Genomic DNA, 14,072 nt, shown 5'->3' with positions numbered 1-14,072 from the left:
GTTCAAATGGGATGGGGTGACCGAAAGGAATGGAGCAGTGAAAGAAAGGCTGGCGGTGGCATGGAACGAGGCACGGAACGAGGAACAAGGGGGAAGATGCTGTGAAACTCCAGTTTCATCCCCTGGGTGACACCGGGGTGCGGATCGGTTTCGGGGAAAGGATCGATCCCGGTGTCAACCGGGAAATCCGGAGCTTTGTCAACCAGCTCGAACGTTCGAGGATCCCCGGAGTGGTGGAATGGGTGCCCGCTTATACATCGTTGACCGTTTACTACCGGCCTTGGGACATCCGGTATCCGGATCTGCTCAAAACGTTGAAAGAAATGGAACGGATCCGGGAGCCGGTGTCCGACGAGGATGTGAAGGTGGTGGAGCTCCCCGTGGTTTACGGAGGAGCGTACGGGCCGGACTTGGGGGATGTGGCGCGGATCAACGGCCTGACCCCGGAGGACGTCGTCCGGATCCATAGCGGGGCCTCATACCGGGTTTATATGTTGGGCTTTGCCCCCGGTTTTCCGTATCTGGGGGGGATGCCTGAAGAAATCGCCACGCCGAGGCTGGAAAATCCCCGGTCCCGGATCCCCGCCGGCTCCGTGGGGATCGCGGAAGGTCAGACAGGGGTATACCCCCTGGAAACTCCGGGTGGCTGGAGAATCATCGGAAGGACCCCGTTGCGCTTGTACGATCCCGGCCGGGAACCGCCTGTTCTCTTAAAAGCCGGAGATGCGATCCGCTTTCGCCCGGTGACCGAAGAAGAATACGGGAAGCTCGAAGGAAATGGGGGGGAGAGGAAACCGGATGGCTTGGACGGTTGATTTGAACAGCGACCTGGGGGAAAGTTTCGGACGTTATGTGATCGGTCAGGATGAAGAGGTCTTAAAGCATGTCACATCCGCCAACATCGCCTGCGGTTTCCATGCCGGAGATCATAACGTCATCCGTCGTACAGTCCGTCTGGCGGCGAAAAAAGGAGTGGGACTGGGAGCTCATCCCGGTCTTCCGGATTTGCTCGGCTTCGGGCGGAGGTTCATCGCTGTCGAAACGGAAGATGTCTACAATATGACGGTGTATCAGATCGGTGCCTTGCAGGCTTTTGCTTCCCTGGAGGGAAAGCGGCTGCAGCATGTCAAACCTCACGGTGCCCTTTTCAACATGGCGGGGAAGGACGGGGAGATTGCCCGGGCCATCGCCGAAGCCGTCGCGGCCGTCGACAGGGAGCTGATCCTTTTCGGTTTGGCGGGGAGTGAGCTGGTCAAGGCGGGGGAAAGGGTCGGGTTGAAAGTGGCCCGTGAGGTGTTTGCCGATCGTACGTATCAACCGGACGGGAGCCTCACCTCCCGCACCTCGCCCGAAGCGTACATCCATGATCCGGAAGAGGCGGTCCACCGGGTGACCCGGATGGTGAAGGAAGGAAAAGTGACCGCGCTGGATGGCACGGAGCTGAAGGTCCAGGCGGATACCGTCTGTGTTCACGGGGACGATCCCAAAGCTCTTTCCTTCGTTCAACGGTTGAGGCGGGGGTTGGAGGAAAACGGCATTCGAATTCAAAGGGTTTCGGACCGATGATGGGAACGATTACGGTGGTGAATCCCGGACTCCTGACAACGGTACAGGATCTGGGGCGGACGGGTTACCAACAGTTTGGGATGGTGGTCTCCGGCGCAATGGACCCCTTTTCCCTTCAGGTGGGGAACATTCTGGTCGGAAATCCCCGGGGGGCCGCCGGCTTGGAGATCACGTTGTCGGGACCGGTCCTCCGCTTTGAAAAGGAGTGCTTGGTTGCGCTGACCGGTGCCGACTTGAGTCCGCTGTTGGACGATCAGCCGGCACCCATGTGGAAAGGGTTCTCCGTGGGGAGAGGTCAAGTGCTCTCTTTTCGGCGTCCGGTGGAGGGAATTCGCGCTTATTTGACCGTTTCGGGAGGAATCGATGTACCCGAGGTGATGGGCAGCCGATCGACTTACATCAACGGAGGTATCGGTGGATATCGCGGACGGGCACTCGAAAAAGGGGACGTACTGACCGTCGGTGTAAATCCCGTTCCCCGGGAAGGAAAACGGTTGGCTTACGGCTTGCGTCCCCGTTACGGAAAAGAGGTCACACTCCGTGCGGTTCCCGGTCCCCAGTCGGAGGCCTTCACCGAAGAGGCCGTCGGGACGTTTTTCAGTGAAGCCTACGAAGTCACTCCCCGATCAGACCGGATGGGGTACCGGCTGAAAGGCCCTCGTCTGTTTCATAAGGAGAAGGCGGATATCCTCTCCGATGCCATCGCCCCGGGCTCGGTTCAAGTGCCTGCGGAGGGACAGCCGATCGTCCTCTTGGCGGACCGTCAGACGACGGGGGGATACGCCAAGATCGCCACGGTGATCTCTGCAGACCTTCCCCGGCTGGCGCAGGCCGGCCCGGGGTGCCGGGTTCGATTTGAACGCATCGACGTGGCAGAGGCGGAAAAACGGGCGGTGGAACAGGAGAACCTGTTGCGGACGCTGGAGATTGGCGCCCGAAACAACTGAAAAAGCTGTTGGGGATGCAACCCCAGCAGCTTTTTTCACAAATGGGTATCATTCTTTTTCTCTTCTTTTTCCGGTTCGAGCACTTTTTCCACTTTCATGAAGGCTTCCACTTGTCCCTCAAAGAAGGCCATGGACCGGACGTCGGCCAGGACGGCGTTTATTTCCGTTTCAATGTACTTGGACGGGAGATGGGGCTTTTCTTCCATCCATCGGGCCAACTGCCTGATCTTCGCGTAAATGTTTCTCCGGGCTCGGTTCCGGTTCTCTTCTGCGGTCGCTCGGGTCAAGATCGGATTCCTCCTTTTGCTTTTGTGGTTCGCATGATGAACCCGGCTTCGCTTCTATTCCGATTTTATCAAATGCGGAGCCATGCATCTTATGGAAGGTTTTTCGTCTGTCCCTCCCGGCAGGCCGCTTCTTCAATCAACCGGCGGAGGGTGTGCAAGGTATTCCGGCCATCGCCTTCAGCCATTTTTGCGATGTAGGCCTCTTTGTTTTCGAAGAGTGAAGAAAGATGGCGGAGAAATCTTTTTTCGTTCAGTTCTTCTTCCTCCAGCACTTCTGCGTATCCCTTGCGCTTAAAAGAGCGGGCGTTCAAAACCTGATCCCCCCGGCTGGCGGATTTGGACAGCGGAATCAGAAGCATCGGCTTTTTCAGAGCCAAAAGCTCGAAAATGGCGTTGGAGCCGGCCCGTGAGATCACCCCGTCCGCCATGGCCAGCATGTGGGGCAGTTCTTTCGTGAGATATTCAAACTGCCGGTAACCCGGACGTTCCATCGATGGATCCACATTTCCTTTTCCGCAGATATGGGCGATCTGAAAGTTTTGGAGGAGGGATGGGAGTGTCCGGTGAACCATCCGGTTGATGTTCCGGGATCCGAGGCTTCCGCCCATGATCAAAAGAACCGGTGTGTCCGCTGTGAATCCGCAGATACGCCGCCCTTCGTCCGCCTTTCCCCGTTTCAGTTCTTCCCGGACCAATGCTCCCACGTATACGCCCTTCTCCGCTTTCAGGTGTTGCGTTGTCTCCGGAAACGTGGTGCAGACCCGGGTGGCAAAAGGGATGGCCAAACGGTTGGCCAGCCCGGGGGTCAGGTCGGATTCATGGATCACCACCGGCACGCCGTTCATCCATCCCCCGATCACCACGGGAACAGAGACGAACCCTCCCTTTGAAAACACCACATCCGGTTTTTCCTTTCGGAGGATCCGGTAAGCTTCCCCGATTCCCTTCAGCACGCGGAAGGGGTCGTTAAAGTTGTTCCAATCGAAATAACGCCGGAGCTTGCCGGTGGAGATTCCGTAATATTTGACCTTCCCAAAGGGCTGGATCAGTTGTCGTTCGATACCGTCATGGGAGCCGATATATCCGACGTCCCAGCCATCTTTCAAAAATCGGGGGATCAGTGCCTGGTTGACGGTGACGTGGCCCGCCGAACCGCCTCCGGTGAAAATAATCTTTTTCCTCATGGCTTCCCGCCTTTCGGTCCATAGGTGGATCTGCCGTCCGATGATCCGCTGCGGCCCTGATATCAACGAAAAAAGACCCGTTTCGACGGTCTTTTTTCGATCGGCTATCATTCTGCGATTTCCGCCCAGCGCTCGGTTTTTTTCAGAATGGTCTCTTCCAGCTCCGCCAACCGTTGCTGGCGGGGAGCAAATTCTTCGGGATTGCTGTAGATTTCTTCCCTGCAGAGTTCCTCTTGGAGTTGGGCCTTTTCCTCCTCCAGCGCTTCAATCTCCTCCTCCAACCGGGAGGCTTCCCTCCGGAGCCGGCGTTCTTCCCGTTCCGCCTCCCGGTTCTTTCGGTTGGGATTCTCATCACCGGAAGTTTTGGATTTCCCGGACTTCTCTTTTTCGGTTGCGGCCTCTTTCGTCTTTTCCAGATATTCTCGGTAACCTCCGTCAAAGACGTTGATTCCCCCATCCCTGACTTCCCAGATCCGGTTGGCCAACCGGTTGATGAAGTAGCGATCGTGGGAGACGAAGAGGAGGGTCCCGGTGAAGGATTCCAGCCCTTCCTCCAGACGTTCTTTGCTGTCCATGTCCAGGTGGTTGGTCGGCTCATCCATGAGGAGGAAGTTACCCCGGTTCAGGAGACGTTTCAAAAGGGAGAGCCGGGCTTTCTCGCCTCCGGATAGATCGGAGACCCGCTTGAACACCTCCTCTCCGGTGAACAGGAACTGACCCAGATACGTCCGGATCCGGGACTGGTCCAGTTTGGGATTGGCATTCCAAACTTCATCCAGGACCGTATTTTCTTCCCGCAGTTCTTCCTGCTCCTGATCGTAATAATCCAGCCGGACTCCGGTTCCCAGCACCACCTTTCCGGAGAGAGGCGCCATCCGGCCGGCGAGGGTTTTCAGCAGGGTGGATTTCCCCGTTCCGTTCGGCCCGAGGAGAGCGACCCGGTCTCCCCGCTTCAACTCCAGGTTGGCATGGGTGATCAGGGGGCTGCCGGCCTTGTAGCCCACCGTCAGCCCTTCTGCTTCCAGAACCGTCCGTCCGCTGGTGACGGCGGGTTCAAAACGGATGGCGGCCCGGGTCCGGTCCTGGGGAGGGGGTTCCATCCGGTCCATTTTCTCCAGCGCTTTCCGGCGACTCTGGGCCCGCTTGGTGGTGGAGGCCCGTGCCAGGTTCCTTTGGACGAAATCCTCCATCCTCCGGATTTCCTCCTGTTGCTTCTCATACTCTTTTTTCCATCGGGCCCGATTTTCCTCCCGCTGACGGATGTATGCCGAGTAATTCCCTTTGTAACGAGTGATGCGGGTCCGTTCCAGTTCATAAATCACGCTCACGACCCGGTCCAGGAAATAACGGTCGTGGGAGACCACCAGGAGGGCGCCGGGATAGGATTCCAGCGTCTGTTCCAGCCAGGCGAGGGCGTCCATGTCCAGGTAGTTGGTTGGCTCGTCCAGAATGATCAGGTCGGGCTGTTCCAGCAGCAGGCGGGCCAGGGCCAGCCGGGTTTTTTGCCCGCCGCTTAATGAGCGGATCGGCGTCGTTTTCCAGTCGATTCCACCCAGTCCCAGTCCGGTCAACACCCCCCGTGCCCGGGCTTCGAAACCGTATCCGCCGGCCTGTTCAAAGTCCTGCTGCAGCCGGGCGTACTGTTCGGTCACCCGAAGGTAGCGCTTCTCATCGGAAAAAACAGCTTCCCGACTCATCTCTGCCTCCAGCTTTCTCATCTGCGATTCCATCTTCCGGATTCGGACAAAGGCTTTCATCGCTTCTTCCCAAACGGTGCCGTCGGACTCCGGTTCCATCGATTGGGCAAGATATCCGGTCCGGGCCTGTTTGGAGATGTGGACTTCCCCGGAGTCGGCGGGGATCCGGCCGGTAATCACCTTCAAAAGGGTGGACTTGCCCGCCCCGTTCGGACCGATGAGACCCACCCGTTCTTTTTCATCCACCTTCAGGCTGACCCCGCTCAGAACCGGGGTGGCGCCGTAGGATTTATCCACGTGGTTGACTTGCAGGATGCTCAACCGCATTCACCTCTTGTATAGAAAACCGATTCCATTGTATCCCAAGGAAGATCCGGAAAAAAGGGATGACAGCCACCCAACCGGTCGGATCGGGTGCCATTTTCAGCCGACACGCCGGGTTGTGGTACAATCGGTGAGAAAAAGGCGGAAAGGGAGAGATGGGGATGGGGACCGAAAAGGATGTGCTCCGGGTCCGTCTGTTGGAGAAACGAAGAGGGTTGGACTCCGTGGAGGCGGAGAAGCAGTCCGCGGGGGTTTGCGGGGTTTTGGGAACGGAGCCCCGGTACCGGGAGGCGGGAACGGTCCTCTTTTACATGCCGCACAGGGGTGAAGTGGACGTTCGTCCCCTGATGGAACGGAGCTGGCGGGAGGGGAAACGGGTGGTTCTGCCCCGTTCGGTACCCCGGACCCGGTCTCTGGAACTCTACACCATCCGCAGTTTGGACGACCTGATCCGGGGGGCATACGGGATCACCGAACCCCGACCCAGCGAAGCAAGGTGGATCGATCCTGCAGAGGTGGAATGGGCGGTGGTTCCGGGGGTCGGTTTTGACACAAACGGCTATCGGCTGGGTTATGGGGCCGGGTATTACGACCGGTTCTTCGCCGGTCCGGGCACCCATGTGATCCGGGTCGGGGCGGCATACACTTTTCAACTGGTGCCGACGGTTCACCCGGAGCCTCACGACCAACCCATGCATGCCGTCGCCACTCCGGGAGGGATCCTTCGTCCGGACCGGGGCGAAAAATAAGAATCGGCCGGGGGGGGAACAGGGACGGCCGGAACTTGGGTCAGGAAGCACCGTCCTCCCGGATCCGTTCCCCCTGAGAAGGTCCCGTTCCGGCCGAACCGGGACATTAAACCTTCGTTCCCGATGGAATGATAAAACAGCCCGCGGGCAGCGGGCTGTCGGACCGGAAATAAAGGGAATGATGGATGAATAAGTCCGTTGTGGACACTTTCAGTTTATGTCGAAAAGGATTTCGTTACAATAGACGAAAAGACCCATTTTGATAGTCGAATCCGTCCTACTCCCCAAGACCGGTTCACCCCGAAAAGCCCGGAATGCCCATTCCCTGCGTTAAGATCTTGTGAATCCATACACAAATAACGCGAAGGTTGTTACAATAGGAGAAGATTCATGAGGCGAACCGGAAGAGCCGCCCCGGGGACAACCGGCCGGATGTAAAGGGGGACGGAAATTGAAAAGCTCTCTGAAGGAAGTGCACGTGACCGATGCGGTGGGAAGGGTGTTGGCCCACGATCTTACCCAGGTGTTGCCCGGTAAGTTCAAAGGCCCCCTGTTTCGCAAAGGTCATGTGATTCGTCAAGAAGATATCGACGACCTCCTTTCCATCGGAAAGGAGCATATATACGTAATGGAGCTGGCACCGGGGGAACTTCACGAGAACGATGCAGCCGTCCGGATCGCACGGGCGGTTTGCGGCCCCGGGCTCACGTTGACGGAGCCCCGGGAGGGGAAAGTCAACCTCGTGGCCGGGATGGACGGGCTTCTGAAAGTGGACGCTTCCCGGGTCCGCGCCATCAACGAGGTGGAGCAGGCGGTCTTGTCCACGCTGCAGTCGGACCAACCTGTGAAAAAAGAACAGACGGTGGCTGCATCCCGGGTGATTCCGCTGATTTATCCCGAAGAGCGGATCGAAGCCGTGGAAGAAACGGCAGGGCCTTCCCCCGTGCTGGAGGTGTGGCCGTTCCGTCCTTTCCGGGTGGGGGTGGTCACGACGGGAAGTGAGATCTATCATGGACGGATCCGTGACCGGTTCGGCCCGGTGCTTCAAGAAAAACTTGAATCCTTCGGGTCGACCGTGATGGGTCAGACCCTGGCCAGCGACGACAAAGATCTGATCCAGGCCCAAATCCGCTCTTTTGTGGATCAGGGAGCGGATATGGTGTTGGTGACCGGGGGAATGTCCGTCGACCCCGATGACCGGACGCCCGGCGCCATTGCGTCCCTGGGGGCGCAAGTGATCAGTTACGGAACTCCCATGCTGCCCGGTTCCATGCTGCTGGTGGCTTACTACCGGGGGATTCCCGTACTGGGCCTTCCCGGGTGTGTGATTCATGATGAGTACACCTCCTTCGATGTCTTCCTCCCCCGGATCCTGGCGGGAGAAAGGATCCGGCGGGAGGACATTGTCAGCCTGGGTTACGGAGGGCTCCATTCCTGCTGACCGCCGGCAGGAGACGGATGACCGGGAACCAAACCGAAGGGGGCATCAACCCCGCGGGTAGGGAGGCATGCCATGTCGGATATCAAAATTCCCCAAGTGACGGCCAAGCGGTTGCCGCTTTATTACCGTTATCTGGAGAAATTGCACGCCATCGGGAAAAAGAGGGTTTCTTCGGCGCAATTGAGCGACGCCCTTCAAATCGATCCCGCGACGATTCGACGGGATTTTTCCTATCTGGGTGAACTGGGTAAAAAGGGGTATGGTTACAATGTGAACTACCTGCTGCAATTTCTTCGGGACTTTTTGCGCCAGGACGAAGTGACCAACGTGGTTCTGGTCGGGGTCGGCCACTTGGGTACCGCGTTGTTGGGATACAATTTTTATCGCAGTCACAATACCAAAATTGTGGCCGGGTTTGATACCGATCCGAGGAAAGTGGGAACGGAGGTCGACGGCATCCCCGTCTATTCCATGGACCGCTTTGCCGAAGTCCGGCAATTGCACGGCGTGGAAGTGGCCATTCTCACCGTTCCGGCCAGTGTGGCACAGGCCACCACGGACCAGATCGTCGACGCCGGAATCCGGGGGATTCTCAATTTCACCCCGGCCCGTCTCACGGTGCCGCGCGGGGTCCGGATGCATAACATCGATCTGACCATCGAGTTGCAAACCCTGATTTATTTCCTGAAGAACTTTCCGCTTGAGGAGGAGGGAAACCTTTCCCTCCATGATGAAACACCCGGAGAAGACGCCTGAGGCAACCCCTGCCGGCACCCTTGGAACCCGGAGGAAACGGAAGAAGGAAGGTTACTGGAATGAGCGGAGATCAAAAACACTGGACCGAACATCTTAACGAATTGCGAAATCGGATACTGGTCACCCTGGCGGTATTTGTGGTCATGTTGATGGTGGGCTTTCTTTTCGCAAAACCGATCATCGATTTTATCAAAATGGATGTCCTCCAGGGAAATTTGGCGAAAACGTTGGAACTTCATGTATTTTCGCCGGGGGAAGCTCTCAGCATCTACATGCAGTTTGCCTTCGTCGTGGCCCTGACGGGCACTCTCCCCGTCGCCCTGTTTCAGGCGTGGCGCTTTGTACAACCGGGTCTGACACAGAAGGAACAAAAGGCGACGCTCAGTTACATTCCTTTGGCGGTGATCCTCTTTACAACGGGGTTGTTTTTCGGTTATTTCTGGATTTTCCCCTTCCTTCTCAACTTCATGTTTGCACTGACCTCCTCCCTGGGGGCGACGGAAACCTACGGATTTTACGAGTTTGTCCGCTTTATGTTCCGGGTGGTCGTACCCATTGCAGTGTTGTTTGAATTGCCGGTGGTGATTCTTTTTCTGACGAGGATCCGCTTGTTGAACCCGGAGATCCTGCGCAAAAGCCGACGCTTTGCCTACCTGGTTTTGGTCGTGCTGGCGGCTTTGGTGACCCCGCCCGACTTTGTCAGCAATGTTCTGGTCACCCTGCCGCTGATTTTGCTGTATGAGATGAGCATCTGGCTCTCGGCACGGGTTTATCGCCGGATTCAGGCGGAGGATGAGGAGCTGGAGCGCTATTGGCGGGAACGGGAAAAAGCGGATGCGGAGGACGGTTGGTAAAAAGGAGGCGTAACGTCCTCCTCTTTTTCTTGTTTTTTTCAGGCAAGGAAGGAGTAGACGGCGATCCACTAGGCAATGATATGAACGGATTACCGGAAGGAAAGGGGGTGGCCTGCCGGAATTTTTTCGGGGAAGGTCTTGCAAAACGGAAAACAGATCGCTATTATTGTAATTGGTGTTAGCACTCGGATCGAATGAGTGCTAACAAGAAACCATTCACCTCGTGAAGGAGGGTGTCTGACGATGATCAAACCGTTGGGAGATCGAGTTGTGCTCAAAGCCATCGAAAAAGAAGAAAAGACGGCCAGCGGCATCGTTCTGCCGGAAACGGCCAAGGAAAAACCCCAGGAGGGCGAAGTGATCGCCGTCGGGACCGGTCGTTATGAAAACGGCCAAAAAGTGGCACTTGAAGTGAAAGAAGGCGACCGCGTCATCTTCTCCAAATACGCGGGCACGGAAGTGAAAGTGGGCGACACCGAATATCTCATTCTGCGTGAAAGCGATATTCTGGCTGTCCTCGACTGATTTTTCCGCTCCTGACTGAAATAAAACCCTACATAGGAGGGAGAAGCAATAATGGCGAAAGAAATCAAGTTCAGTGAAGACGCCCGCCGGGCGATGTTGCGTGGCGTGGACGCTTTGGCCAATGCCGTGAAAGTGACCCTCGGCCCCAAAGGCCGCAATGTGGTGCTTGAGAAAAAATTCGGTTCTCCTCTGATCACCAACGATGGTGTGACCATCGCCAAGGAGATCGAGCTGGAAGACAAATTTGAAAACATGGGCGCCCAGCTGGTAAAAGAAGTGGCGACCAAAACCAACGATGTGGCCGGTGACGGTACCACCACCGCCACGGTCCTGGCTCAGGCCATGATCCGTGAAGGTCTCAAAAACGTCGCCGCCGGCGCCAACCCGATCGGTCTCCGCCGCGGAATCGAAAAAGCCGTGGAAACCGCTGTGAGCGAAATCAAAAACATTGCAAAGCCGATCGAAGGAAAAGATTCCATTTCGCAGGTGGCGGCCATCTCCGCCAACGAACAAGAAGTGGGCGAACTGATCGCTGAAGCGATGGAAAAAGTGGGTAACGACGGTGTTATCACCGTGGAAGAATCCAAAGGGTTCGCCACCGAACTGGAAGTCGTGGAAGGGATGCAGTTCGACCGCGGCTACATCTCCCCGTACATGGTGACGGACAACGACAAAATGGAAGCCGTGCTTGACGAGCCCTACATCCTGATCACCGACAAGAAGATTTCCAACGTGCAGGAAGTCCTGCCGCTTCTGGAAAAAGTGGTTCAGCAAGGCAAACCGCTCCTGATCATCGCCGAAGACGTGGAAGGGGAAGCGCTGGCCACCCTCGTGGTGAACAAGCTGCGCGGCACCTTCAACGCGGTTGCTGTGAAAGCCCCCGGCTTCGGTGACCGCCGCAAGGCCATGCTGCAGGACATCGCTGCTCTGACCGGCGGTCAGGTCGTCACCGAAGACTTGGGTATGGATCTGAAAACCGCCGACATCGGTGTGCTGGGCCGCGCCCGTCAGGTCCGGGTTACCAAAGAGGAAACCATCGTGGTCGACGGCTTCGGTGACCGCTCCGAAATTAACAACCGGGTCAACCAAATCCGTCAACAGCTGGAAGAAACCACTTCCGAATTCGATAAGGAAAAACTGCAGGAGCGTTTGGCCAAGCTCGCCGGCGGCGTAGCCGTCATCAAAGTGGGGGCCGCCACCGAAACCGAGCTGAAGGAACGCAAGCTGCGGATCGAAGATGCCCTCAACTCCACCCGCGCCGCGGTGGAAGAAGGAATCGTATCCGGCGGTGGCACCGCTCTTGTCAACGTGCTGAGCGCCGTTGAAAAGCTGGAAGAGGAAACCTCCGGCGATGAGAAGACCGGTGTCAAGATCATCCGCCGCGCCCTGGAGGAACCCCTCCGTCAAATCGCGTTCAACGCTGGCCTGGAAGGCTCCGTGATCGTGGAACGGATGAAAGGTCAAGAAGTGGGCACCGGATTCAACGCCGCAACGGGCGAATGGGTCGACATGATCCAATCCGGGATCGTGGACCCGGCCAAAGTGACCCGCTCCGCCCTGCAAAACGCAGCTTCCGTTGCCGCCATGGTGCTGACCACCGAAGCGGTTGTGGCCGACAAACCGGAAGAGGAAGACAAAGGCGGCAACGGCGCCCCCGACATGGGTGGAATGGGTGGCATGATGTAACCCTTCCCTTTCTTTATCCCGCGGAAACTTTCCGCGGGATTTTTCATTAATGGGCAGGTAAGTGCAGAAGCGTTGGGATTGATTGTCAGGATCAGAAGAAGGGAAGCGTTTACCCGAACCAGCGACTTTGCTGTCCTGCCCGGCGTAGAATCAGACTGCAAGGGTGTTCAGGAGCAAAAGCTTCTCTGTGTTGCATCCGCAGGCGTTTGCCCCTGCCCGCAGCAGGAAGATTCGGAGCGGACCGTGCAACCATCCCTGCAGGACAGCCATAGCGCGACCGGGAGTAAAGCGACCCCCGGCGCGACTTGTGCTCTGTGAGTGCATAGCGCGACCGGGAGTGAAGCGACCCCCGGCGCGACTTGTGCTCTGTGAATACAGCCGGAGCAGCTTCGGGTAAATGCGGCCGCTTACTTTTTCACAACGCTTCTAACCTCGTGGACAACCGCATATAGATGAGACAAACAAGCGGAGGGCCTGACGCCATGCGTTCAGCGGATGTGATCTTCGAGCTGAAAACGCGCTTTTATAAAGATGGTGTGTCGGATCTGTCGGCTCAGCTGGCTTATTATTTTCTGTTGTCCCTCTTCCCCTTTCTGATCGTCGCAATTTCGCTGCTCGGCTACTTTCCCGTCTCCACGCACCATGTCCTCGATTTTATCAAGCCCTACGCCCCTCCTTACATCCATCAACTGATCAAAAACAATTTGGACTCCATTTTGGGAGTCCAGCGTGGAAACCTGCTTTCCTTCAGCGTTCTGGGCACGATTTGGCTGACCTCCCGCGGAATTCGTTCCATTGCCCGGATACTGAACCATACTTACGGCGTGAAGGAGGACCGCCCGTTTTGGCGGAGCGGGTTGGAACGGTTGTTCCTCGTGTTCGGCTTATTGGCTGCGTTGGTGGTTTCCCTCCTGTTGCCGCTGATGATGAAGCTGGTGGAGTGGATCATCCTTCAGGCGGGGCTGACCCTGGTATGGGTGCGGCTTTGGATCGTGATTCGGTATCTTTTAAGCAGTTTGGTGTTGTTTTTCGCTTTTTTTTGCCTGTATTATTTCGCTCCCAACGTTCGCATGCGTCCGGGTGAGGCGCTGCCCGGCACCTTGTTTGCAACGTTGGGCTGGCAGTTGATCTCCGTGGGGTACTCCGGGTATGTGATGATGGGGGATTACTCTCAAATCTACGGAAACCTGGGCGGGGTCATGGTGTTGCTGATCTGGTTTTATCTTTCGGCCATGATCCTGATCGTGGGCGGTCAACTGAATGCGGTCCTTTTTGAGTCGCGGGTTCGCCCCGTGAAACCGAATCAATGACAGGCAGCAGATCCCGGAGCGGAGCAGGATTTTTTCCGCCGTGGATCCAAGTATGGAAGAGCCCCGCCAAAATTCTTTTTGTGTTTTTTGCCGAATCCTGTCTGGGAGCTGTCCCAAAGTGAAAACTGGAAGGTAGCGATGATCCGTCTGAAGAATCAAGGAGGGATTCCATTTGGCAGATGTCAAGATTCAGACCATGGACCGGGGGCCGCTGATCGTCCGCGGTGAGGTGGAACTCGTGGATGCGGAGGGCAACCGCTTCGAAACGAAGAAACAATTTGCTCTGTGTCGCTGTGGGTTGTCAAAGAACAAGCCATTCTGTGACGGAACCCACAAAGGCGAATTTGACGATTGTGCCCGGGCGAAAAAGGTGCTGTAGACCCCGGGATCCATAAAAAAAGGGCGGTTCCGCCCTTTTTTTATGGATTTGAAAGCCTTCATCATCCCTCTAGAAGCGTTGTGATTGAATGTTCGTTTCGAGAAAAGGGGAAGCGTTTACCCAAAATAGCGACTTTGCTGTCCTGCCCAGCGGAGAATCAGCCGGCAAGGGCGTTCAGGGGCAAAAGCTTCTCTGTGTTGCATCCGAAGGCGTTTTGCCCCTGCCCGCAGCAGGATGATTCGGAGCGGACAGTGCTGCATCTCTGCAGGACAGCATAGCGAGACCGGGGAGAGAAGCGACCCAGGCGAGACTTGTGCTCTGTGAGTGCATAGCGAGACCGGGGAGAGAAGCGACCCAGGCGAGACTT

General features: G+C 56.8%; 14 protein-coding genes. 11 read left to right on the top strand and 3 right to left on the bottom strand.

The annotated features are described in order from the left end of the window. The first annotated feature begins 101 nt into the window (after window positions 1-101). Genes pxpB through C8P63_RS10650 form a run of 3 tightly spaced genes read left to right on the top strand, consistent with a single transcriptional unit; the run spans window position 102 to window position 2,513 of the window. Entirely contained in the window at window positions 102-815 is a 714-nt protein-coding gene (pxpB, locus tag C8P63_RS10660) for a 5-oxoprolinase subunit PxpB (protein WP_108024002.1), read from the top strand. Next, window positions 799-1,566: a LamB/YcsF family protein gene (locus tag C8P63_RS10655; protein ID WP_108024000.1), complete on the top strand. Its 768-nt coding sequence runs from the start codon at window positions 799-801 to the stop codon at window positions 1,564-1,566. Before pxpB ends, C8P63_RS10655 begins: the two co-directional genes overlap by 17 nt. Beyond that, window positions 1,563-2,513, top strand: a complete 951-nt coding sequence (locus C8P63_RS10650) for a 5-oxoprolinase subunit C family protein (RefSeq protein WP_108023998.1) — start codon at window positions 1,563-1,565, stop codon at window positions 2,511-2,513. The genes C8P63_RS10655 and C8P63_RS10650 overlap by 4 nt, the downstream gene beginning before the upstream one ends. Before the next feature lie 35 nt (window positions 2,514-2,548). On the opposite strand, the gene C8P63_RS10645 is transcribed toward C8P63_RS10650, so the two are convergent. From C8P63_RS10645 to C8P63_RS10635, 3 genes are all read right to left on the bottom strand, one after another. After that, window positions 2,549-2,800: a hypothetical protein gene (locus C8P63_RS10645; RefSeq protein WP_108023996.1), complete on the bottom strand. Its 252-nt coding sequence runs from the start codon at window positions 2,798-2,800 to the stop codon at window positions 2,549-2,551. 89 nt (window positions 2,801-2,889) lie between these two features. After that, complete coding sequence (locus C8P63_RS10640) at window positions 2,890-3,984, bottom strand: undecaprenyldiphospho-muramoylpentapeptide beta-N-acetylglucosaminyltransferase (protein WP_108024168.1); 1,095 nt, start codon at window positions 3,982-3,984, stop codon at window positions 2,890-2,892. A 107-nt stretch (window positions 3,985-4,091) separates the two neighbouring features. Then, a complete protein-coding gene (locus tag C8P63_RS10635) occupies window positions 4,092-6,008 on the bottom strand; it encodes an ABC-F family ATP-binding cassette domain-containing protein (protein ID WP_108023994.1) in 1,917 nt (638 codons plus the stop codon). A gap of 158 nt (window positions 6,009-6,166) precedes the next feature. On the opposite strand from C8P63_RS10635, the gene C8P63_RS10630 reads away from it, so the two are divergent. The 8 genes from C8P63_RS10630 (at window position 6,167) to C8P63_RS10595 (ending at window position 13,705) form a co-directional block, all read left to right on the top strand. Next, window positions 6,167-6,754: a 5-formyltetrahydrofolate cyclo-ligase gene (locus tag C8P63_RS10630; RefSeq protein WP_170109615.1), complete on the top strand. Its 588-nt coding sequence runs from the start codon at window positions 6,167-6,169 to the stop codon at window positions 6,752-6,754. Window positions 6,755-7,205: 451 nt separating this feature from the next. After that, the gene (locus tag C8P63_RS10625) at window positions 7,206-8,195 is read left to right on the top strand and encodes a molybdopterin-binding protein (protein WP_108023990.1); all 990 of its coding nucleotides are present in this window, start codon (window positions 7,206-7,208) and stop codon (window positions 8,193-8,195) included. A gap of 72 nt (window positions 8,196-8,267) precedes the next feature. Next, window positions 8,268-8,951 carry a redox-sensing transcriptional repressor Rex gene (locus C8P63_RS10620; RefSeq protein WP_108023987.1) on the top strand — a complete coding sequence of 228 codons (684 nt, stop codon included), beginning with the start codon at window positions 8,268-8,270 and terminating at the stop codon, window positions 8,949-8,951. 59 nt (window positions 8,952-9,010) lie between these two features. Then, complete coding sequence (gene tatC / locus C8P63_RS10615) at window positions 9,011-9,805, top strand: twin-arginine translocase subunit TatC (protein ID WP_108023985.1); 795 nt, start codon at window positions 9,011-9,013, stop codon at window positions 9,803-9,805. A gap of 243 nt (window positions 9,806-10,048) precedes the next feature. Next, window positions 10,049-10,330: a co-chaperone GroES gene (groES, locus tag C8P63_RS10610; protein WP_108023983.1), complete on the top strand. Its 282-nt coding sequence runs from the start codon at window positions 10,049-10,051 to the stop codon at window positions 10,328-10,330. Window positions 10,331-10,381: 51 nt separating this feature from the next. Then, window positions 10,382-12,016 (top strand): chaperonin GroEL, encoded by a 1,635-nt coding sequence (gene groL, locus C8P63_RS10605; RefSeq protein WP_108023980.1) that lies wholly within the window; start codon window positions 10,382-10,384, stop codon window positions 12,014-12,016. Between the two features lie 482 nt (window positions 12,017-12,498). After that, on the top strand, window positions 12,499-13,326 hold the full coding sequence (locus C8P63_RS10600) for a YihY/virulence factor BrkB family protein (RefSeq protein ID WP_170109614.1): 828 nt from the start codon (window positions 12,499-12,501) through the stop codon (window positions 13,324-13,326). Between the two features lie 172 nt (window positions 13,327-13,498). Further along, window positions 13,499-13,705, top strand: coding sequence for a CDGSH iron-sulfur domain-containing protein (locus tag C8P63_RS10595; RefSeq protein WP_108023976.1), 207 nt, complete (start codon window positions 13,499-13,501; stop codon window positions 13,703-13,705). Window positions 13,706-14,072 lie beyond the last annotated feature (367 nt).

This window comes from Melghirimyces profundicolus (genome assembly GCF_003054245.1).
In the GTDB taxonomy this organism is placed as follows: domain Bacteria; phylum Bacillota; class Bacilli; order Thermoactinomycetales; family DSM-45169; genus Melghirimyces; species Melghirimyces profundicolus.
This window is presented reverse-complemented; position numbering and strand designations above follow the sequence as displayed.